At 43.8% G+C, this 22,423-nt stretch carries 14 protein-coding genes; 12 read left to right on the top strand and 2 right to left on the bottom strand.

Annotation, left to right across the window (positions count from 1 at the left end):
• Positions 1 to 124: 124 nt before the first annotated feature.
• From dapA to GCU85_RS04885, 12 genes are all read left to right on the top strand, one after another.
• Entirely contained in the window at positions 125 to 1,009 is an 885-nt protein-coding gene (gene dapA / locus GCU85_RS04935) for a 4-hydroxy-tetrahydrodipicolinate synthase (RefSeq protein ID WP_152809967.1), read from the top strand.
• A 101-nt stretch (positions 1,010 to 1,110) separates the two neighbouring features.
• On the top strand, positions 1,111 to 2,262 hold the full coding sequence (bamC, locus tag GCU85_RS04930; protein ID WP_218110549.1) for an outer membrane protein assembly factor BamC: 1,152 nt from the start codon (positions 1,111 to 1,113) through the stop codon (positions 2,260 to 2,262).
• A 123-nt stretch (positions 2,263 to 2,385) separates the two neighbouring features.
• Positions 2,386 to 4,290 (top strand): DNA mismatch repair endonuclease MutL, encoded by a 1,905-nt coding sequence (gene mutL, locus GCU85_RS04925; protein WP_152809963.1) that lies wholly within the window; start codon positions 2,386 to 2,388, stop codon positions 4,288 to 4,290.
• Position 4,291: 1 nt separating this feature from the next.
• Positions 4,292 to 5,335 carry a tRNA (adenosine(37)-N6)-dimethylallyltransferase MiaA gene (miaA, locus tag GCU85_RS04920; RefSeq protein ID WP_152809960.1) on the top strand — a complete coding sequence of 348 codons (1,044 nt, stop codon included), beginning with the start codon at positions 4,292 to 4,294 and terminating at the stop codon, positions 5,333 to 5,335.
• A 173-nt stretch (positions 5,336 to 5,508) separates the two neighbouring features.
• Positions 5,509 to 7,083 carry a phosphoenolpyruvate carboxykinase (ATP) gene (pckA, locus tag GCU85_RS04915; RefSeq protein WP_152809958.1) on the top strand — a complete coding sequence of 525 codons (1,575 nt, stop codon included), beginning with the start codon at positions 5,509 to 5,511 and terminating at the stop codon, positions 7,081 to 7,083.
• A gap of 202 nt (positions 7,084 to 7,285) precedes the next feature.
• Positions 7,286 to 7,426, top strand: coding sequence for a hypothetical protein (locus GCU85_RS09975; protein WP_218110548.1), 141 nt, complete (start codon positions 7,286 to 7,288; stop codon positions 7,424 to 7,426).
• Positions 7,427 to 9,295 (top strand): site-specific DNA-methyltransferase, encoded by a 1,869-nt coding sequence (locus GCU85_RS04910; protein WP_152809956.1) that lies wholly within the window; start codon positions 7,427 to 7,429, stop codon positions 9,293 to 9,295. It begins immediately after the preceding gene.
• Between the two features lie 41 nt (positions 9,296 to 9,336).
• Positions 9,337 to 10,218: an ORF6N domain-containing protein gene (locus tag GCU85_RS04905; protein WP_152809954.1), complete on the top strand. Its 882-nt coding sequence runs from the start codon at positions 9,337 to 9,339 to the stop codon at positions 10,216 to 10,218.
• A complete protein-coding gene (locus tag GCU85_RS04900; protein WP_152809952.1) occupies positions 10,215 to 13,346 on the top strand; it encodes a type III restriction-modification system endonuclease in 3,132 nt (1,043 codons plus the stop codon). Before GCU85_RS04905 ends, GCU85_RS04900 begins: the two co-directional genes overlap by 4 nt.
• A 7-nt stretch (positions 13,347 to 13,353) precedes the next feature.
• Complete coding sequence (locus tag GCU85_RS04895; protein ID WP_152809950.1) at positions 13,354 to 16,587, top strand: helicase-related protein; 3,234 nt, start codon at positions 13,354 to 13,356, stop codon at positions 16,585 to 16,587.
• Entirely contained in the window at positions 16,588 to 17,238 is a 651-nt protein-coding gene (locus GCU85_RS04890) for a DUF4391 domain-containing protein (RefSeq protein WP_152809948.1), read from the top strand.
• 185 nt (positions 17,239 to 17,423) lie between these two features.
• Positions 17,424 to 17,876 (top strand): virulence RhuM family protein, encoded by a 453-nt coding sequence (locus GCU85_RS04885; protein WP_218110547.1) that lies wholly within the window; start codon positions 17,424 to 17,426, stop codon positions 17,874 to 17,876.
• Here GCU85_RS04885 and GCU85_RS04880 read toward each other — a convergent pair.
• Positions 17,835 to 18,497, bottom strand: coding sequence for a thiamine diphosphokinase (locus tag GCU85_RS04880; RefSeq protein ID WP_218110546.1), 663 nt, complete (start codon positions 18,495 to 18,497; stop codon positions 17,835 to 17,837). The two genes, GCU85_RS04885 and GCU85_RS04880, sit on opposite strands and share 42 nt — an antisense overlap.
• Before the next feature lies 1 nt (position 18,498).
• Entirely contained in the window at positions 18,499 to 22,362 is a 3,864-nt protein-coding gene (locus GCU85_RS04875) for a YhdP family protein (protein ID WP_152809942.1), read from the bottom strand.
• Positions 22,363 to 22,423: the final 61 nt, after the last annotated feature.

Below are 22,423 nucleotides of genomic sequence, written 5' to 3'. Positions count from 1 at the left end.
TTGACTGCCGTCCAGTAGCCCATCCATAACTTACTCAACAACATTTCATCGAACAATGGTTGTTATTTTTCGATTTGGGCGTTAATATTGGTGTCAATCTAGCTTTATTAAAGGAGTTCTGTTTATGATTACAGGATCACTAGTGGCCATCGTCACGCCCATGCAACCTAACGGTCAAATTGACTGGGATGCATTAGAACGCCTCATTGAATTTCATATTGCACAGGGCACGCGCGGTATCGTCGCCGTCGGCACAACAGGCGAGTCACCGACAGTCACGCCCGAAGAGCATATCCAGTGCATCCAATTCGTCACCAACAAAGTCAACGGCCGCATCCCCGTCATTGCAGGCACTGGCGCCAACAGCACGGCAGAGGCTATCCATCTGGCAAAAGGCGCCCAAGCCGCTGGCTGTGATGCCCATTTATCCGTCAGCCCGTATTACAACAAACCCAACCAACGCGGCCTGTTTGCGCATTTCTCTGCTATTGCCGCTGCCTGTGATTTACCGTTGATTCTCTATAACGTACCCGGCAGAACCTGTAGCGACATTGCCCCAGAAACCGTCAAAAAACTCGCTGAAATTCCACACATTATCGGCATCAAAGAGGCCAGCACGATCGAGCGTTGCCGCGAATTGCTACGGATTTGCCCTGCAGATTTTGCTATTTACAGCGGTGACGATCCAATCAATTGCCAAATCATCCACGAAGGCGCTGCGGGCGCCATTTCGGTCACGGCTAACGTCGCCCCCAAATTGATGGCGTCGGTTTGCGAGCTGGCTAAAACCGATTTTGCCGCGGCCAAAGCCATCGATGATTGTCTACAACCCTTACACAAGCAGCTTTTTATCGAGCCAAGCCCCGCCCCGACAAAATGGGCTTTAGCACAAATGGGCTATATTAAAAACACCCTTCGACTACCGCTTGTGCCGCTTGATGAAGCGCACTATGGATGCGTCGAGGCCGCTTTGTCAGCGGCACATATTGCGTTACCAAAAACTGTATAGCGCCTATTTAATCTATTTAATTAATCTATTTAATGACGCGCTTATTAATTATTCGTTTATTTACTCATCAACCTACAATGAAAACACAGCAGAACCTAACCATGATAAACAAAAATAACTCCCTCCCTAGATTTTTCACCTTGATGCTTATTGGCTTGTTGCTTACTGGGATTAGCGGCTGCTCTAGCGTCGATGTTGAATCGCTGGTACCCGACAATCGCCCTGATTACCGACAAAGTCGCACCACCAACCCATTAGAAATACCGCCTGATCTAACCCAATCCAGCATTGATGACAGCCTGACTATCCCAGAGCTATCAGGTGTCGACAAAGCCGCGCTATCAGACTACCAACAAGAAAGAAGCAACACACAATCTGAACAAGACCGTCTTGCCGCCGCCTTACGCAACATCCATTCTGACGGCAACGTGTCATGGCTAGAAATGACAGCAAGCCCTAGCCAAGTATTTGACCGTGCTAGCGCCTTCTGGCTCAATAACGGACTGCCACTGGTTCGCCAAGACAAAAATATCGGCATCATGGAAACCGATTGGTTACAAGCCAATGGCAACCTGCCTTCTACGGGAATTACTGGATTTTTAAACAATATTTTCAGCGGCATTCGTGATTCAGGCATTCGTGACAAATTCCGCACACGTATCGACTACCACGATGACGTTACTTACGTTTATCTAACTCACTACGGCGCAACCGAAGAAGCCATTTCTGATGCCAACACAGCAGGCACAGCCAACCAACGCGAAGTCAAACAGTACGCCTGGGCGGGTTCGTCACGCAACCCTGAATTAGAAATTGAAATGCTACGCCGCCTTAGCCTTTACTTACTCAACAATGCCAGCAATTTACAGCAAATAGACGCACAAAACAGTCAGCGCCAGCAGTCTTCGCTCGCATTTGAGCGTTTGGCGGATGGCACGCCCGCATTAGTCATCAACGGACGATTCAACGAAGCGTGGGTTCTGCTGGGTGTTGCCATTGATCGCTCAGGGTATGAACTGACACGACAAAACCGCCAAAGCGGCACGTATCAATTCGCCAAAATCGAAGACAAAGAAACGGGATTCCTCATCAAGCGCACCGAGCGCCAAATCACCCGCTACGAAGTCGGATTGGCTGACCAAGGCAATCAGCAAATTGCCGTCGTCAAACAAATCGCGGATGAAACCCCCACACCCGATGCGGCACAAGCGTTACTACAACAAATATCCCAAGCCATTCAAGAAACGCCTTAATGGCACTGAGTTACGGTACTGAATTATGGCAATGGGTTATGGCACTGATTGATTTTGTCGGTGGCTTTTATCGGTGGCTTTTATCGGTGATATTGGATTGATAACTGAATTGAATGACAGCTTATGCGGCGAATAAAACAACTTGACAACCACCTTGTCAACCAAATTGCCGCAGGGGAAGTCATTGAGCGCCCTGCGTCAATTGTCAAAGAATTATTAGAGAATAGTCTAGACGCAGACGCCGACCAAATTAGCGTCTATTTAGAAGCAGGGGGCAGCAAATCAATCCGCGTGATTGACAATGGACACGGCATTAGCGAGGCCGATTTGGCACTGGCCATCACCAGCCACGCGACCAGCAAAATCAGCAATCTCTACGAATTAGAGCATGTGACGTCAATGGGGTTTCGCGGTGAGGCATTAGCCAGTATTGCCGCCGTCAGCCAAATGCAAATCCTCTCGCGCACCCCCGAATCGGATAACGCCTACCAGATTACCAATCAAAAAACCATTACGGCAGCAGCGCATCCTATCGGCACGACTATTTGGGTGCGGGATTTGTTTTTTAATATTCCTGCGCGCAAACGATTTTTAAAGACAGAAAAATCTGAATTTTCCCAGTGCCAAGAATGGTTTAGACGTATTGCCATTTCTCGCCCTGAGGTGAGCTTTGCCTTGCACCACAACAACAAATTAGTCACACGCTTTGCCGCTGGCGCGAGTAATTACGAAGCCTCACGACTGGCTTATGTTTTTGGTCCAGCGGCTAAAGAGCACACCACGTTTATTGACGAAGTGCGCGCTGGCGTGCGATTGTGGGGATGGGTTGGGCACCCGAATCTCGCCCAGTCCCAAGCCAACAAACAGTTTTTTTATGTCAATGGTCGCTTCATCAAAGATCGGTTGGTCGCGCATGCGGTCAAACAAGCCTATCGCGACACCCTGTATGGACAACGCCAGCCTGTTTTTTTATTACACATCGAACTCGCCCCCGAACAAGTCGATGTCAACGCGCACCCAGCCAAACAAGAAGTCCGATTTCATCAAGGCCGACTCGTCCATGATTTTATCTACTCTACTCTGCACCACGCCCTTGCCAAACCACAAAGCCAAGCTCAGTTAGTCAATCATTCAGCTAATCAGTCAGTCAATCAGTCATTAACCAGCCAACCATCAACTAGGCAACAAGATGCCCCACACAGCGCTTCACACAGCACTTCACATAGCACCCCACACAGCGCTTCACAAGGCGCCTTATTCAACACCAAATACACCAGCTACACAGCGGGACACCAAGGCAACCGTATTGCAGATTACCAGTTATTACCCCATTCAGCTAACCGCGATAACACGGTAAATCCTGATCAAATCGACGTAGCAGCACTATCTACCAATGCATTATCTACTGATGCATTATCTACTGGCACACTACCTGATGATACCCCTTATCCACTAGGGCGCGCCATCGCACAAATTCATGGCATTTATATTTTGGCAGAAAACACCCAAGGCCTCATCATCGTTGACATGCATGCGGCACACGAACGCATCGTGTATGAACGCATGAAAACTAGCTTTGATACCGCAACAATCGCCACGCAAACCTTGCTCGTCCCTATCGTTACCGAGCTCACTGGCGAACAGATTGACACCGTAGAGGCAGAGACAGAGACATTGGCTAATTTAGGCTTTGACGTGCATTTTACTAGCCCGACGCACCTTGCAATACGGACGATGCCAGCCCTACTTAGCAGCCAACGGGGTGAAGCACTAGTCCATGAAGTCATCAACCAACTCGGCCATTTTGAGGGTCATCGCGCACACGAAAGCATCATTTACCCCATTATTTCAACCATGGCTTGCCATGCCGCCGTTCGCGCCAATCACAAGCTCACCCTCGATGAAATGAACGCCCTGCTTCGCGACATGGAACGCACCGCACGTAGCGACTATTGCAATCACGGTCGCCCAACGTGGACACAATTAACCATTGATATGCTGGACAAGTTATTCTTGCGCGGAGAGTAAAATGCCTGTCCCCGTTAGCAAAGCCAAACCGCTAGTCAAACCGCTAGTTCTCGCCGTCACAGGGCCAACTGCCGCAGGAAAAACCGATTTGGCCATCCAGCTAAGCGAATGTTTCCCGATTGAACTAATCAATATGGACTCCGCCCAAATTTATCAATCCATGGACATTGGTACGGCCAAAATCTCGCCCGAACTAAGGGCCCGTTACCCGCATCATTTAATGGACATTATCTCACCCGAGGCACATTATTCGGTCGCCCAGTTTGTGACGGATGTCAACGACCTCGTTGCGCAAATCACTCAGCGCGGCAATATCCCACTGCTTGTTGGTGGTACTATGTTATATTACAAAGCGCTGATTGATGGACTGGCCACACTGCCTGCAGCGGATTCATCGCTCCGCAAACAACTACACCATACGTTGGCACAGCATGGCCATCAGGCGCTACGCGACGAACTCAGCCAAATCGATGCCGCGCTTGCCGCCAGCATTCAGGGTAACGACACCCAGCGACTCATTCGTTTTGTCGAGATTGCACGGTTGACAGGCCGTGCGCCAAGCGAGTTATTTGCCGAGCAACAAGCCCCCGCTAGCTTTCATTTTTTTCATATCGCTTTCTTCCCCGACAATCGACAGTGGCTACATCAGCGTATCGAACAGCGATTTGATGCCATGCTTGCCCTCGGTTTAGTCGATGAAGTGCGCGCACTGCAACGGCAATACACGCTCAGCGCGGAACACCCGTCAATGCGATGCGCGGGCTATCGTCAGGTTTGGCAATACCTTGCCGGTGAATACGACCATATTCAACGTACTCGACAACACAACAAAACGAACACCGCCTGGGAAGAAATGCGCGAACGTGGCATCTTTGCTACCCGACAACTCGCCAAACGACAGCTCACTTGGCTACGCAAAATCCCCGCCGACATTATCATCCCTGACCCCTTAAAAGTTGATTTTTTGACCATTAAATCTGCGATTAACGCCAAGATTGATGCCGAGATTAACGCCGAGATTGATACCCCAAAATCACCACCCTAGACACAAGGTACAAGACTGCCATATTTCCTTCATAAAAGTTGATTTTTTTAAGGAAAAAATGTCGCTTTTGTGTTATGGTATGCGCCTTGAAACGATTGTCACCCTATGTTGTGACAACGCTGATTAGATAACCCTGGTTAGACAACCCTAATTAACCTGCATCGAGAGACAATATGAGCGTAACTATTAACGGAATTTCCCAACCCATCATTTTACGTAACGCAGCGCCAGCGGTACTTTACCAAGAGGCCATCAAATACGAAGCTGGCAGTGCGATTGCCGCCTCAGGGGCTTTGGTTGCACTATCTGGGGAAAAAACAGGGCGCTCACCCAAAGATAAACGTGTCGTCAAACACCCCGATTCAGCGCAAAACATTTGGTGGGGTGACATTAACCGACCATTGCCTGAGGCCTCACACATTCAATTACGCGACCAAGCAATCACCTCGCTGAATGAGACGCAAAGACTCTATGTCGTCGATGGGTTCGCTGGCTGGGATACACAATACCGCTTAAAAATACGCATCATCACCTCGCGCCCTTACCACGCGTTATTTATGCACAATATGCTGATTCGCCCTAATGAAGCCGAATTAGCTAACTTTGGCGAGCCCGATTACGTCGTCTATAACGCAGGGCACGTGGATGCCGACCAAGGCATTGAAGGGGTTACCTCCAATACGTCCGTCTCGCTTTCTTTCGAGCACCGTGAAATGGTGATATTTGGCACCGAATACGCAGGTGAAATGAAAAAAGGCGTATTCACTATTTTGAATTACCTGATGCCATTACAGCAACAGCTACCCATGCACTGTTCAGCCACTGCCGAAATCAATAGCGAACGCTCAGCCGTTTTATTTGGGCTATCAGGCACAGGCAAAACCACTTTATCAGCAGACCCTAATCGTGAGCTAATCGGCGACGACGAGCATGTTTGGACCGATACGGGTATCTTTAACATCGAAGGCGGATGCTACGCCAAAGTCATCGATCTTAGCGCGGAAAAAGAGCCTGAGATTTACGGCGCGTTGGGCTTTGGCTCGGTACTAGAAAATGTCAAATTCAACGACCAACACCAAGTCGATTATAGCGATGTTAGTATCACACAAAATACGCGCGGCTGCTACCCTGTCGAGGCCATTTCTAACGCCCGTATTCCTTGCCTAGCGGGGCATCCTAGCGATATTGTCTTTTTGACTTGTGATGCCTTTGGTGTATTGCCGCCCGTCGCCAAACTCAGTCCTGAGCAAGCCATGTTCCACTTTATTTCAGGCTACACCGCCAAAGTGGCAGGCACTGAAATGGGCGTTACCGAACCCGAAGCCACTTTCTCCGCTTGCTTTGGCGCACCATTTATGGTCTGGCATCCGACCAAATACGCCGAATTGTTAGCGCAAAAAATGCAACAGCACAAAGTCAATGTCTGGCTAGTCAACACGGGTTGGTCAGGCGGTGCTTATGGCGTTGGTTCACGTATCAAGCTGGCTTATTCACGCGCCATTATTGATGCGATTAACGCAGGCGAACTAGCCAATGCGCCCAGCCAAACGGATTCGGTTTTTGGCTTTGAAATTATCACCAAATGCACTGGCGTACCTGATAATATCCTAATCCCTAAAAATGCGTGGGCAGACCAATCTGCCTATGAGAAACAGGCCAAATCGCTGGCAGCAATGTTTAATGAAAACTTCACGCAATATGCCGCACAGGCAACCGATGCCATCAAATCCGCCGCCCCCAAGGGATAATAAACGGTCATTCAACTGTGTAACTGCCCTTTCTAAGACAGATTTTATTTGTAGGCAGCTTTCGTGGGCAGTTTTTGTAGGTGGTTTTGATTTAGCGGATTGTAGCGTCCAACCAGCATCATGGTTATGCTCGCTGGCGCTAGGCATTTGAGCACAACGATTGCTTTGTGGTTGTATCTCGTATACTATGACGAATAAACGAATGTTTAGTATGACCTATAACCCTGTTGTGCGGCATGCAAAAGCCAACGCGCAAATAGCATATTTGGTTTTTGCCGACATTGCCAAAATATTAGACGTAGATATGAAAGACTTAATCGTCTCAACTAAAGAAAAAAAGTAAATGGATACAGATAAATTAGACCTCAAATCACCCGACCTGGTAAACAAAAACTTTGAAAAGTTAGCAGACCTATTCCCCAACTGCGTTACGGAAAGTGCAGAAGGCAAAGCCATAGACTTTGACCTGCTCAAACAAGAGCTGAGCCATGCCGTGGTACAAGGCAATAAAGAACGCTACCGTTTGGAGTGGCCAGGGAAACGAGAAGCCATAGTAACCGCCAACTTGCCCACTACTAAAACTCTACGCCCTGTACGAGAAGACTCTGTAAACTTTGACAACACCGAAAACCTCTACATAGAAGGCGACAACTTAGAAGTACTCAAGCTATTACAAGAAAGCTACTTGGGTAAGATTAAGATGATCTACATAGACCCGCCTTACAACACAGGCAAAGATTTTGTGTACCAAGACAACTTTAGCAAAGATGCCCAAGAAGAACTGATTGAAAGCGGACAAAAAGACGAGTACAACCAACGTTTGGTAGCCAACCCTGAAACAGCAGGACGCTATCATTCCGATTGGTTAAGCATGATGTATCCAAGGTTAAAATTGGCGAGAAATTTACTCGACAAGGATGGAGCTATATTTATTTCTATTGATGATAATGAAGTAGATAGTTTAGAGAAAATCTGTAAAGACATTTTTGGTGAAATTAACTTTGTTTCGAAGCTTGTATGGAAGAAACGAGTATCACCAGCAAATGACTCTCAGTGGTTCAGTTCAGATCATGAATACCTTGTAGTTTTTGCCAAAGACAAAGAAACTTGGTATCCAAACAGATTAGAGCGATCAGAAAAACAAAACTCTTACTATAAGAACCCTGATAATGACCCTAATGGACCGTGGAACTCTGCAGCATATACATGTAACAAGAACAAAGATGAACGACCAAACCTATATTATCCATTAATAAACCCAACTACAGGTGAAGAAGTATGGCCTCGTGAAACTGCTGTTTGGGCTTATTCTAAAGAGACCCATGCCCAACATGTAAAAGAAGGAAGACTCTATTGGGGTGCAGATGGAAAAAGTAAATCACCACGTAAGAAGCAATATCTCACAGAAGCAAAAAAGGTTGTACAAAGGTCAGTTTTGGATTATACAGAAGTGGGAAGCACTCAATCAGCTACACTTGACTTTCTTCAATTATTTGACCACAACTACTTCACATACACAAAACCAGTAGACTTAATAAAGCGAATAATTACATTAACCACCGATGCTGAAAAAGGTGACGTTGTTTTAGACTTTTTCTCAGGTTCAGGTTCTACTGCTCATGCTGTAATATCAAAGAATGCCGAAGATTCAGGGAACAGAAAGTGTATTCAAGTTCAACTTCCAGAACTGCTTGAAGAAAAAACACAAGCCTATAAAGACGGCTATCGAAATATTTGTGAAATAGCAAAAGAACGAATCCGTAGAGCAGCCAAAAAAATCAAAGAAGAAACCAAGGCTGATATAGATTATGGATTCCGTGTCTATCGCTTGGATGAAAGCAACATGCAAGATGTCTATTACAAGCCGCAAGACTATGACCAAGGCAACTTAGACCTCTTTGCAGACAATGTAAAATCAGACCGCTCTGCAGATGATTTATTGGCACAAGTGATGTTGGATTGGGGCTTACCCCTATCGCTCAAGATTGAGCAGGTAGATGTATCAGGCAAGAAGGTCTTTAAAGTAGCAGAGAACTCACTATATGCTTGCTTTGATAGCGGTATTGATGAAGACTTTGCCAAAGCCATTACCAAAGATGAACCCTTGCGCATAGTGTTCAAAGATAGTGGCTTTAAAAATGATACTGCCAAAACCAATGTAAAGCAGCTACTCAAGCAGCTAAGTCCAGAAACTGAAATGAAAGTGATTTAAAGCGGTCGCAATTTGCGACCGCTAACAAAGGTTACTATTTGATGAACAAAGCAATACAAAAATACAGTCTACTTGAGATTGAGAATAGAATCTTTACCATCAGAGATACTCAAGTAATGATTGATCGCGACATTGCCGAAATGTATGATGTAGAAACGAAAGTTTTAAATCAAGCTGTTAAAAGAAACATAGAAAGATTCCCTGAAAAGTTTCGATTTCAACTTACCACAGAGGAGAGAGATGAACTGGTCACAAATTGTGACCGGTTAGAAACCCTCAAGCATTCTTCGTCTATGCCATACGCATTCACAGAGCAAGGAGTAGCCATGCTTTCAGCAGTATTAAAAAGTTCCACAGCCATTCAAGTAAGCCTTCAAATAATGGATGCTTTTGTCGAGATGAGAAAAGTGATTAGTTCTCATGCAGGGTTATTACAAAGAATGGATGGTATTCAATTGAAATTGGCAGATCACGATCAAAAATTCGCTAAAGTGTTTACAGCGTTAGAATCGAAAAATCAGCCTCCAAAACAGGGGGTCTTTTTTAATGGTCAAACGTATGATGCCTATGCTTTTGTTTCTGATTTGATTAGAACAGCTAAAAAGTCAATCCAGATCATCGACAATTATGTTGATGACACGGTTCTCACACTGCTTTCAAAGAGAAATCAGGAGGTAGAAGTAATTATTTACACAAAAACCATATCCAAGCAACTTCAACTTGATATAGAAAAACATAATGGACAGTACCCTAAAGTAAAAGCTGTTGTTTTCAAAGATGCTCATGACCGCTTTATGATATTTGATGGAAAACAGGTATATCATATCGGGGCGTCTATTAAGGATCTTGGCAAAAAATGGTTTGCATTCACTCAATTGCAAGCAGATGCAGTATCAATAATCAATAAGATTAATGCGTTATGAAACTACAGTTTAAAGAACAAGATTTTCAGGTCAATGCAGTTCAGGCTGTAGTAGATTGTTTTGAAGGGCAATCCCTCAAAACCAATCGCTTCACTTTAGAGCGCAGCAAAGAATTGGTACGGAATGCCAAATTGGTAGCTTCAGGGGGCAGTGCGCAAGCTGCTCTTTCTTTAGAAGAAGAAATTGGGTACCGCAATGCCGCTATCCAACTCATGGAAACGCAGATGTTGAAGAACATTCAGGAAGTCCAAAAGCAAAACGACCTGCATGAAAGCCAACAGATAGAACGTCCTAAAGGTGTAAAGTTAGGCTACAACCTCACCATAGAAATGGAAACAGGTACAGGTAAAACCTATACCTATATCCGCAGCATGTATGAGCTGCATAAAAAGTATGGATGGAGCAAGTTTATTGTCATTGTACCCAGCATTGCCATTCGTGAAGGGGTGTACAAATCTTTTCAGGTAACACAAGACCACTTCCAAGAACGCTACGGGCACAAGATCAATCCATTCATTTACAACTCAGGTCGTCCACAGGACATTGAGAATTTCGCCTCTGATAGCCGTATCAGTGTAATGATTATCAATACCCAGGCATTCAATGCCAGTGGTAAAGATGCCAGGCGTATCTATCAGGAGTTAGACCAATTTGGTACACGAAGACCTATTGATATTATAGCTCAGACCAACCCGATTTTAATTATTGATGAACCGCAATCAGTGGATGGTGAAAAGACTTTAGCGAGCATGCAGGACTTTAATCCACTCTTCACGCTACGCTATTCAGCTACGCACAAGGTGGAGTACAATAAAATCTATCGTTTAGATGCCTTGGACGCCTACAATAAACGATTGGTTAAGAAAATACAGGTAAAAGGAATCAACCTAAAAGGCTCAACCGGAACGAATGGTTATTTGTATTTAGAAAGTATTAGCCTGAGTACCGACAAGCCTCCTTTTGCAATCATTGAGCATGAAAAGCGCACAGCCTCAGGCACCATAAGCAAGAAGCGAGTTAAAGTAGCTGAAGGTTACAACTTGTATGAGCAGTCGGGCAATATGCCTGCTTATAAGAACCAGACGGTAACCGAGATAAATGGCTACCTCAATAAAATTGTGGTTGGTGGTCAAGATGTCTATCCAGGTGATATACTCAATGATAAAGATGAACACGCATTCCGCAGAGTTCAGATTCGTGAATGTATCCTCTCACACCTGCAAAAGGAAAAACAGCTCTTTGGTCAGGGTATAAAAGTTTTATCTCTATTCTTCATTGATACCGTGGAGAAATACCGTGTGTATGATGAATTAGGAGAACAGCAATTGGGTGAATACGCTCAGATATTTGAAGAAGAATACAACAAGGTCAAGAACGAGTTCTTAGACCTATTTGAGCAGGAATACAACGACTTTCTAAAAGACACAGACCCAATCAAGGTGCATAAAGGCTACATGCCAACCAACTTTGGAGAATACCTCAAAAGAGATTCAGCAGACCAAGTGCACAATGGCTATTTCTCAATAGATAAGAAAGGGAAAACCGTAGATCCAACTACCAAGAAAGGTTCAGAAGAATCAGAAGATGTTTCAGCCTACGACTTGATTATGAAAGACAAGGAAAGATTACTGAGCTTTGAAGAACCTACCCGTTTTATCTTCTCACACTCAGCATTGAAAGAAGGTTGGGATAACCCGAATGTATTTCAAATATGCGCCTTAAAACATGCAGAAAGTGGCAGTTTAACCAGACGCAGACAGGAAGTAGGACGTGGTATGCGTTTGTGTGTAGATAAACGTGGAGTCCGTCAAGATTTTGAATTGGTTGGCGATCAGGTCCATGAGTTGAACAAGCTTACCGTTATTGCCTCTGAGAGCTATGAAGCCTTTGCCAAAGGATTACAGAAAGAAATAGCCGATACCCTCAAAGACAGACCACAAAAAGCAGAAGTAGATTACTTCGTGAGCAAACTCATTACCAATGAAAAAGGTGAAGAGCTGCGCTTAACAGAAGATGATGCAAAGAAGCTTCAGTTTAAACTGATTGTTGGGGAAATAATTGATGAAGAATACAAAATCACCCCTAAAGGAAAAGAGCTAATTGAGCAAGGCAAAATTGCGCTACCAGAGAAGCTTGAACCCTTTAAAGAAGCTGTTTGCAAACTATTACAGACTATTTACACAGGTGCTGAGTTCAAGCCAGAAGATGAACGTCAAACGGTCATACTCAACACCAACAAGAACTTCGCTAAGAAGGAGTTTCAAGCTCTTTGGGATAAGATAAACCTGAAAACCATTTACGAAGTACAGTTCGATACAGAGCAGCTTATTCAGGATTCGAAAGTCAAAATAGATGCCCAACTCAACATTGGTGATCGTGTGTATGAAGTGAAAACAGGAGAGCTAAAAGACGGTTCTGCGGAACAGATGAAGCATGGCGAGTTGATTAAAGAATCAAAACGAGAAAACTTCAAGCTCAAGAATGATTTGTATTCCAATACGGTCTATGATGTAGTAGGTGAAATAGAAGTGCAAACCAATCTTACCCGAAGAACCATAGTAGAAATACTCAAGAAGATTAAGCAGGAGAAGTTCTTGCTCATTCGTAAGAATCCAGAAGAGTTTATAGGCAAGTGCAGCAAGCTGATCAATGAAGTAAAAGCAAGCCTTATTATCAACAACATTGTATATCACAAGACCGAAGAACGGCATGACGCCAAGACCGTGTTCACCAATGATAAGTTTGCATTGCGCAAGTCGGAATTGCTCAAAAAGCACATTTACGACTTCCTTACTTCCGACTCTAAAATTGAATCAGACTTTGCTACTGCATTAGAAAACAGCACTGAAGTTGTGGTGTATGCCAAGCTTCCAAAAAGTTTCTATGTCTCTACACCAGTAGCTAACTACAGCCCTGATTGGGCGATAGTATTTGATAAAGACAAGGTGCGCCATATCTATTTTGTAGCAGAAACAAAAGGGTCAGATTCCGACTTAGATCTGAGAGAAATAGAACAGCTAAAAATCCACTGCGCTACCGAACACTTTAAGGAAATAAGCGGTGCAGAAGTGAGATTTGAGAAAGTGAGCGGTTACGAGAAACTAATGGACATTGTGCAATTGAGTTAATGCCTATATGAAGCTAATCGACAATATAAATACACGCTTGGGTGATGACCTAAAGGAGACCATAAGAAAAGGCAGTAAACTCAGTATTGCCGCTTCTACGTTCTCAATCTATGCTTTTGAAGCACTTAAAAAAGAGTTGGGCAAGATTGATGAATTGCGTTTCATTTTTAGCACACCTACCTTCACTGAAGAGAAGTTTCAGAAAGAGAGCAGAAAATTCTACATACCACACATAGTAAGGGAGTCAGAACTTTGTGGTGGTGAGTTTGAGTTGAGATTGATGAACCAACTCAACCAAAGGGCCATAGCCAAAGAGTGTTCAAGGTGGGTAAAGGGAAAAGTCACATTTAAATCCAATAAACACAATAACCAACCCCTTAATGGGATGATACATGTTGATCAAGGCGATAAGAATGCACAAGCGTATTCAAACATTAATGGCTTCACCACCTCCGATTTAGGAATTACACACAAAAAAGGGTTCCCTACGCTTATCCAAAAAGCGGAATACCCTGATAGCAATGACTACTTAGATTGGTTTAATCAGATATGGGATAATGAAGAAGACTTAAAAGATGTAACACAGAAAGTTCAGGACTACTTCGAAAGTGCTTACAAGGAAAATAGCCCTGAATTCATCTATTTCATTACCCTATACAATATTTTCAATGACTTTCTTGAAGACCTGTCATTAGACAACCTTCCTAACGAACAAATAGGCTTCAAAGAGTCACTCGTATGGAACAAACTCTATAATTTCCAACAAGATGCAGTTATTGGTGCTATCAATAAACTAGAGAAGTACAAGGGCTGTATTATCGCTGACTCTGTGGGTCTAGGTAAGACATTCTCAGCCTTGGGCGTCATTAAGTACTACGAAATGCGGAATAAGGACGCATTAGTGCTTTGCCCTAAGAAATTAGAAGCCAATTGGAACACTTATCGCCACAACGATAAGAACAACATATTAGCGGCTGACCGCTTCAGATATGATGTGTTATTCCATACTGACCTTAGTAGAGAAAGTGGAACAAGTAACGGTCGTAATCTCGAATCGGTGAATTGGGGAAACTATGGCTTAATTGTCATTGACGAATCACACAACTTCAGAAACAACAATACAGTTGTAGACAGGGAAAATCGTTATCAGAAATTATTGCGCAGGGTCATTCAAGAAGGAATTGAAACAAAAGTATTGATGCTTTCTGCTACTCCTGTTAATAACAGATTCAACGATTTAAGAAACCAATTAGCTTTGGCGTATGAAGGTGATACGGAGAATATAGATAGCAAATTAGACACCGCAAGCAGCATTGACCAAATCTTCCGAAAGGCACAACAAGCTTTCAATATTTGGAGTAAATACGAAACAGCTGAACGTACCACAGAGAAGCTCTTAGACATGCTCGATTTTGACTTCTTTGAGATATTGGACTCATTGACCATAGCACGATCAAGGAAACACATAACCACTTATTACGACACCACAGCTATTGGGAATTTTCCTACTCGCAATAAGCCAGTGCCCATTCAAAGTCCGCTAACTGATTCTGATGATGTTACTTATGTGGATATTGCTGAAAAGCTTACCCTACTAAACTTATCTGTTTACACGCCATTGAATTACATTCTGCCAAGCAAGGTTCAGGCGTATGCGGATTTGTACGATAAAGAAGTGCGTTCAGGTTCAGGAAAACTATCTCAGGTAGATAGAGAATTGAGTTTGCGTATTCTCATGCGTATCAACTTACTCAAGCGTTTAGAGAGTTCTGTCGACTCTTTCCGTCTTACTTTGGAAGGTATTATCGGTCAGATTGAAAACGCTATTAAAACCATAGATAAAGGTGATGCGGATGACTATGAGGGAATCCACAAAATCCTTAGCGATGAGAATTATGACTTTGAATCAAATTGGGCAGATGAAGAGCAGGTAATTGGGAAGAAAATTAAGATACACATTGCTGACATGGACACTACCAAGTGGCAGGAAGACCTGAATGAAGACCTTACTGTTCTGAATCACCTATGGGGCAAGGTTGTAGACATTACAGGAGCCAATGATGCAAAACTTCAAAGCTTAGTTGAGCTTTTGAATAACAAGGCTGAAAAACCTTTTAACCATGAGAACAAAAAGGCAATAGTTTTCACTGCATTTGCTGATACCGCAAACTACCTATTTGAAAATATTAGCGAGTCACTTAAAGAAAACTATGGCATAAACACAGCACTCATTACAGGTTCACGTAAGATTTGTACTTCCAAGAAAATACCGTCAGACCTCAATGCTATCCTTACTTGCTTTTCGCCATTGTCTAAAGACAAGGCTCAGCTATATCCAAGAATCTCAGACTCTGTTGATTTATTGATAGCCACAGACTGTATTTCGGAAGGTCAAAACCTACAAGATTGTGATTTACTAATCAACTATGATATTCATTGGAATCCAGTGCGAATCATTCAACGTTTCGGTAGAATAGATAGGATTGGCTCGAAGAATGGCAGCATAACCATGGTCAACTTTTGGCCTGATGTTACTCTCGATAATTATATCAACCTCAAGCAGCGTGTGGAGAACAAGATGCTTATCAGCAACATGGCAAGCACAGGTGATGATAACATTCTCAACACAGAAGATAAAGACTTAGAGTACCGTAAAATTCAATTACAAAGGCTGCAGGATGAAGTAATTGACTTGGAAGATTTAAGAGAAGGAGTCAGTATTACCGACCTTGGATTGAATGACTTTAGAGTGGATCTATCCAACATGATTAAGGAGTATGGTGAATTGAAGAATATTCCAGAAGGATTGCATGCTGTTGTTAAATCAAGCCCAATTCTTCAAAGTGGGGCAATATTTGTTTTGAAGAATGTCAATTCAAGTGTCAATATCAATAAGCTAAACAGATTACACCCCTACTACTTGGTGTATATGAAGATGAGCGGTGAGCTCATCTTAAATCATGTTGATTCTAAAAAGATATTAGATGCGATGCGTATGCTTTGCAAAGGACAAACGGCACCAATTGAAGAAGTATGCAAGGAATTAAGCGAACAAACAGATGACTACCACCAAATGGATGAATATTCGTCATTACTCAAGCATAGCATAAGTACTATCCTCCAAAAGGAAGAAGAAAAAGAAGTGTTAAGCTTATTCAAATCAGGTGGAACTACAGCGCTGCAGGAAAAGATAAAAGGTATTGAAGACTTTAAATTAGTATCATTTTTAATCGTGCGTTAAATGGACTTTTTCAACTTACCTTCAAGAACAAAAGTAGGTCGTGTTGTACCAAAGAATGCCTTTGATGAGTACACCAACACCAAACAAAAGAAGCAGTTTACGGATGGTATTCAGCGCATTACTTGGATCCACAAATTATCAACTGAAACAGTAAACTTAGAAGCCAAGGATATTAAGGAAATTCAGGTTTTTAAGGTAGAATTGAAAGAACAGACGGATATCCTGAAAATCCTTGAAATCATTAACAAGGCAATTCCGTATCACATAGTCTTTTGGGTTGAGTTCAAAGAACAAGCTTATATTTCCACTGCAGTAAAGCACCCTCACCCAACGAATGAAGACATTTCAGTAGTTGATTGGACATTCACCTCAGATTGGTTTGATTTGGCAACCACACCCTTTCAAATCAATCTTAAAAACTCATTGGATGCAGTGCATAAAGACCTTTGTGTTCAACTAACAGGAAAGCCTGATTTATCTAAAAAGTCTATGGATTCAATCCTGCAAAATCAGCAGGAAATAGACCAATTGAAAAAGAAAGTTGCCAAGCTTAAATCAGCAATTTCAAGAAGTAAAAAATTTAATGAGAAGGTGGACTTAAATCTAAAGTTGAAGACTACTGAAAAGGAACTTAAAAAGATCATAAACTAATGAATACACCTAAAGCCACACACATTGCCAAGCCGCTCAAGCCAACCGCACCTGCCAAAGCTTGTCAAAGAGTGTATCTTTCCCTACGCACGGACGAAAGAAAAGAAAAGAAAGCACGATTACACAAGCAAGGGAAGGTTCAAAAATTGCGTTGGAAACATTGATAAAAAAGCACAATGAGGAATATGGAAGAGCCAAAAAATAATTCAGAATTCATCATCTTTAAAACAGTGGATGAACAAGTTTCGGTCGATGTACGCTTAAACGAAAATGATGTTTGGCTTACGCAAGATCAGTTAGCAAGTCTTTATGGAGTAGAACGGCCCGGCATTACGCAGCACATCAAAAACATATTTACCGAAGGTGAATTGCAGGAGGATTCAGTTAGTAAGAAATTATTACGAACTGCCGCAGACGGTAAAAAATACCAGACCAAACACTATAACCTGGATATGATTATTTCATTGGGTTATCGTGTCAACTCCATAATGGCCACGCGATTTAGAATTTGGGCCACCAAACGCCTTAACGAATACATCCGCAAAGGCTTTACCATGGACGATGAACGGCTGAAAAAGCAACTCATAAACCCAACATTACCTCGTGATAAACACCCACAAATCGCCGCTGACCGTTAGGTGAGCCTTGGTTTCTATTATTTCATTGCGTAGGCTTTGTTGGGTTTTTATTGCTAAATCGGTTTGATGTAGTTCATAGCGCAGTCCATCGCTACTCACCGTTGCTGCTGGAAACGGATATAGCGTAATGGTCTGATGGATTTGACCGTGCAACCTAACAGCCGTCTGGGTAAAAAAATACGCCTGATGTTGATCATAAAACACACAACGAATACGGTCATGATAACGCGCAGCGACCGCCAAATTCCCCAAAAAGTGATCCATTTCTCCGCCACTACCCCAGTAGATATCGGCTTGATTAAACCCTAATTTATCTAAATATAACAGTGTCTTTTCGAAATCCGTGGTCGATTGGTCGTGTGCTATTTGCCATTTGCTTGGCGCAGGGTCTAAAATGGAATCACCGTCACCAATGATTTGATGCACTTTTTCATCATCACCGTCTGCAACCAGCTGATTCCACGCGCCATCGACACAAACCACCAGCGCATATGCTGACAAGGCAAACGGCAAATCAGCCAACGGCACTTTATCGCCATTGAGTAGCACTAGCGCCTGACTTTGCTCGCATGGGTAGTCACGACAATCAGCTGTTGAAACGGCTTGCGTATTATGATTCACGTTATTTATCCCCAAAGCCTGAGTCGCGCACATTCTCATCCGACGCTTGTGCAGCGGTTAGCTTTAATTCAGGGTCTAGCCATTTGCCAGACAGCGTGTAGGGAATGCCCGCCACCTTGTTCAACTCATCCCCAATAACCTGCTGTACCACGACGCCTGCAGCCGCCCCCAGCGCACCGCCAGCGACCGTGCCAATAATCGGCAACACGTTGCTAGCGCTTGGTATCACCACAATCGACAGATTATCGAATTCACGGCGGTACAAATCGATTGGTCCTGTTATTTGCATTGAAATCAACGAACCATCCGCCTTAAAATCATTGGTCACCGCACGCCCACCCCCGATATTCCAAGTACCATTGATGGTGTCCAAGGTTAGCTTAGAACTCGTTAAATTTGAAAAATCCAAGCTAATCCGTTTTAAAATACTACCAAAATCCATCAGCCCTAGCACACCGCCAACCCCTGGTTTGACTTCGGTTAATTTGACATTTTGTCCGTACAACCTAGCGGTGCCGTAGCTTTGACGAATATTCAGACTATGCGCCTTTCCAGGCCATGCTAAATCAAATGCCATATCAAATTGATCAGCTTCCATCACTTCGTTTAACGCCAATTGGCTAATCAAATTTTGGGTGCGCTCACTTTTGAAATCGGCTTGAATTTTGGTCGTAATACCTTGCGCTTCTTTGTCTTCGTAGCCTGAAATCGTTAAATAATAGTCTGGCCCCGTCAGTAGCATCTCATCAATGCTGTACTGGCCTTCATTAATGCTGGTTTTAAAATCAAACCGACCAATGTCGTGGTCGTTATAAATAATTTTTTCGATTGCGACTTTCATCTGTGGAAAGGCTTTGGCAAAGTCGCCTAACCGATAATCAGTAGGCTTATCCTGCGCCGTTTCTTTGGGCTTAATCATGTCTATCCATTGACTTAGGTTTAGCCGAGTCAGCTGGGCATCAAACTGATTTGGCTGATACTGAATCCGCCCATTCATCAAAGGACTCACGACTGTCATATCATTCAAACTGCCCCACAAAACCAACGGAAAGCTGGTCGTCTTATCAAAACGCAAATCGTCAACATTGATGTCCAGTTTTACGGTTAAATTTGCTAGTATTTGTTTTCGCCTAGCACTATTGTCTGTGGCATTATTGTCTGTGGCACTATTATCTGCCCCTTTCTTGGACAACCAATCGTGATAAAACTGGTTAAAGGACTGCCAATCAAATCGCGGACTATGTAGGTGAATTTTTATTGTATTGGCTTCAAATCCCACCGCTTTTGAAGCGGTTTTCGACGAGGTTTTCGACGAGGCATCTGAAGATGGCGTGCTTGCAGATGTTGGTTTTATTTCTCCTGCTGCTAACAACAGTCCATCAATCCTCCTACCCCTATCGTCTAACTGTATTGCCAAATCTAGCAATTTTTCCATACTAAAATCGACTTGCTTAGTCTGATGGTTATAGCTAAATCGTGTGCGTGCTTTTTGCTGCTTAGGCTTGGTTATTGCGTCAAACCCATTGAGCGCGATACCATCAAGCTCGCTTTCACCACTGACACTAACAAACCGCCAATGCTTATCTAAGCGGATGGTTGCCCGACTATCAACTGGGGCATTATCGATGACACCATAGGTTGATAACAGACTGTGCTGTTTTGCATCGATCACCCCAAAAATCGCCAACCAACTAACTGCGTCTGTTTTTCCTTTCAAGTCAATTTCATAACCTGATTTTTCGGTCGTTTTATTAGTCGTTTTATTAGTCGTTTTATTAGTCGTTTTATTGGTCATTTTATTGGTCAAATCCCCAACCACTGACTGCCCATTGATACGCCCTGTCGCCTCGGCACTATCCAATTGGTTATCCCGAATCGTTGCACGGGCGTTAATCGCCTGAAAATCGATATCAGGATAACGCGCCACCATTAGCTTTTGCAGCTTAATAACAGGCTGTGCGCTGACTTGCCACTTTCGTGTTTTTATATCGAATAACAACGACAAATCGCCACTTACACTCCCCGTCAGGTCGATCTCTTGGTTGATTTTTTGCACCGCCTCAGCTAGCCCATTTTTACTGGCTAACTCAGCCAATGCCGCAATCGGGGTTTCGGCCAGCGCTATGTCGGCTTGAACCTCGCCGACTTGAACCTCGCCGATTTGGATATCAGGTATATTAATGCGTGAGACAACCGTGACACCATTAGTCGTTACTTTGGCGTTATCAATAGTAATAGCCCGATTATCAATGGCAATATCCGCATGAGCAATCGTGGCTTGCTGCGCATTTTGTGGGTGCTGAATCACCGTGTCTTGGATTTGACTGTGGATTTGAAGCCGAGACGCTTCACTCGCAAAAAAAGCGTTCGTTGGACCTGAAATCGCAAAGGTCGTTTGGTTTGTCTTGCCCGAGACAAGCCCTACTGTTAATGATTCTAACCATTGCTTGTTGACTTGCTGGGGTAGATAATCGACGATGCCATCAACCGCCACATCAGTCAATTCACCTGATATTTCAAACGCTTTCTCTTGCAATTGCCCTTTAAAAACCAAAGCAGTTATCGTATCATCAGCTAAGCGGCCATCCTCAATCAAGAGTGTTTTGGAGGCCACCTGATAGCGCCCGTTGACTTGACCGCTCAAAACCAACGGCTTATCCCCACGCGCCAATAATGGTAACACCTGTGAATTTTCGTTAAACGCGACGGTAAAATCGACTGTTGCCTCTTGATAGGTCAAATTCATCCCAGCCGCACTGAATTGGCCTGTTGCATGCGAAACTTTTGGATTTACCAGCGTCAAGTCCGCTTGGGTAATGCCCTGTTGCGCCATGTAGACGACTTCTCCAGTCGCCAAACCAGAAAAATGCTTAACGGGAAACACCTCAGCAATCCAATCCCGCAACGGCATAAAATGGGTCAAGTCTTGATTCGCAAAGGTGATTTTTGCCCCTCCGGCTATTCGCTTGGCCAACAACTCAACGGTGTTATCTGCCACATTAGCGGTCATTTTGACTTGATCATTGCCATCACCCTGCATCGTTATATCACCCTGAATACCCGCATATTCGACGGTCGCCTCGATTTGGCTGGCTAGCCAATCGCGGGTATTAATCTGTGCATTAACCTGCTGCAATTGTGCAGACTGGTTGGTATAGGCTGAAATATCTAATGCTTGGCTTTGAATAGTTAACGCCGATTTTTCATGGACATAATCAAGGCGCAGCGCTTCTTTGTTAGCCGTGATTAATTCAATATTCGCCGTGTTGATGCCCTGCCCCTCTCCGCGTGCAGTATATGCTTGGTCATTTACCTGGACTTTAACCGACTCAAATAGCCAGTGGATCTCACTAAACCGTGACTCTCCACTTGTCCAGTCGCCTGCCACGTCGCCTGCCACGTCATCTGCCGCGTTACCTACTATGCTTTCTGTATTTTCCACATAATCCGCGCCCTGCCTTTTTTCACTTTTTTTGCGTTTAATGGTCTGCATCACGCCAGCTCGCGTTGCATCAGGATCAACGGTAAGTGCTGCTTGTTTTACCGTGATATCACCCAACAATTTGTCAAACCGAATAAACTGCCACCAATTCACCTGCATATTGATGTCTGCCGATTCAACCGCAATGCCATGGTAATCGGTCGTAGAGACACGCCCTGTCAGGGCATAATTTAGCCCCGTGAATTCCCCGCTGACTTCATGGATTTTTAATTCAATGCCATAGTTAGCCAGCTCTGCCTGTGCAAAATCAATCACCCAATTAGGATTTTTCAGCACCAAAGCCAACAAAGTGACCAGCACAATAAATAATAACAGTAAAATACGTGCTAAGCGGTAAAAGAATTTGCCTACTTTACGCCACATATAGTCCCTTAACCTTGACGGTTACGCAGCACGGCATCCGCGCGTCATCAACACGCTGATG

The sequence above is a fragment of the Ostreibacterium oceani genome (assembly GCF_009362845.1).
Classification (GTDB): domain Bacteria; phylum Pseudomonadota; class Gammaproteobacteria; order Cardiobacteriales; family Ostreibacteriaceae; genus Ostreibacterium; species Ostreibacterium oceani.
This window is presented reverse-complemented; position numbering and strand designations above follow the sequence as displayed.

Excerpts from the sequence above, each read along its gene's own strand:
- GCU85_RS04885 (WP_218110547.1), top strand. The coding sequence starts at position 17,424 with ATGGAAGAGCCAAAAAATAATTCAGAATTCATCATCTTTAAAACAGTG.
- pckA (WP_152809958.1), top strand. The coding sequence starts at position 5,509 with ATGAGCGTAACTATTAACGGAATTTCCCAACCCATCATTTTACGTAAC.
- GCU85_RS04910 (WP_152809956.1), top strand. The coding sequence starts at position 7,427 with ATGGATACAGATAAATTAGACCTCAAATCACCCGACCTGGTAAACAAA.
- GCU85_RS04895 (WP_152809950.1), top strand. The coding sequence starts at position 13,354 with ATGAAGCTAATCGACAATATAAATACACGCTTGGGTGATGACCTAAAG.
- miaA (WP_152809960.1), top strand. The coding sequence starts at position 4,292 with ATGCCTGTCCCCGTTAGCAAAGCCAAACCGCTAGTCAAACCGCTAGTT.
- GCU85_RS09975 (WP_218110548.1), top strand. The coding sequence starts at position 7,286 with ATGTTTAGTATGACCTATAACCCTGTTGTGCGGCATGCAAAAGCCAAC.
- GCU85_RS04900 (WP_152809952.1), top strand. The coding sequence starts at position 10,215 with ATGAAACTACAGTTTAAAGAACAAGATTTTCAGGTCAATGCAGTTCAG.
- GCU85_RS04875 (WP_152809942.1), bottom strand. The coding sequence starts at position 22,362 with ATGTGGCGTAAAGTAGGCAAATTCTTTTACCGCTTAGCACGTATTTTA.
- mutL (WP_152809963.1), top strand. The coding sequence starts at position 2,386 with ATGCGGCGAATAAAACAACTTGACAACCACCTTGTCAACCAAATTGCC.
- GCU85_RS04890 (WP_152809948.1), top strand. The coding sequence starts at position 16,588 with ATGGACTTTTTCAACTTACCTTCAAGAACAAAAGTAGGTCGTGTTGTA.
- bamC (WP_218110549.1), top strand. The coding sequence starts at position 1,111 with ATGATAAACAAAAATAACTCCCTCCCTAGATTTTTCACCTTGATGCTT.
- dapA (WP_152809967.1), top strand. The coding sequence starts at position 125 with ATGATTACAGGATCACTAGTGGCCATCGTCACGCCCATGCAACCTAAC.
- GCU85_RS04905 (WP_152809954.1), top strand. The coding sequence starts at position 9,337 with ATGAACAAAGCAATACAAAAATACAGTCTACTTGAGATTGAGAATAGA.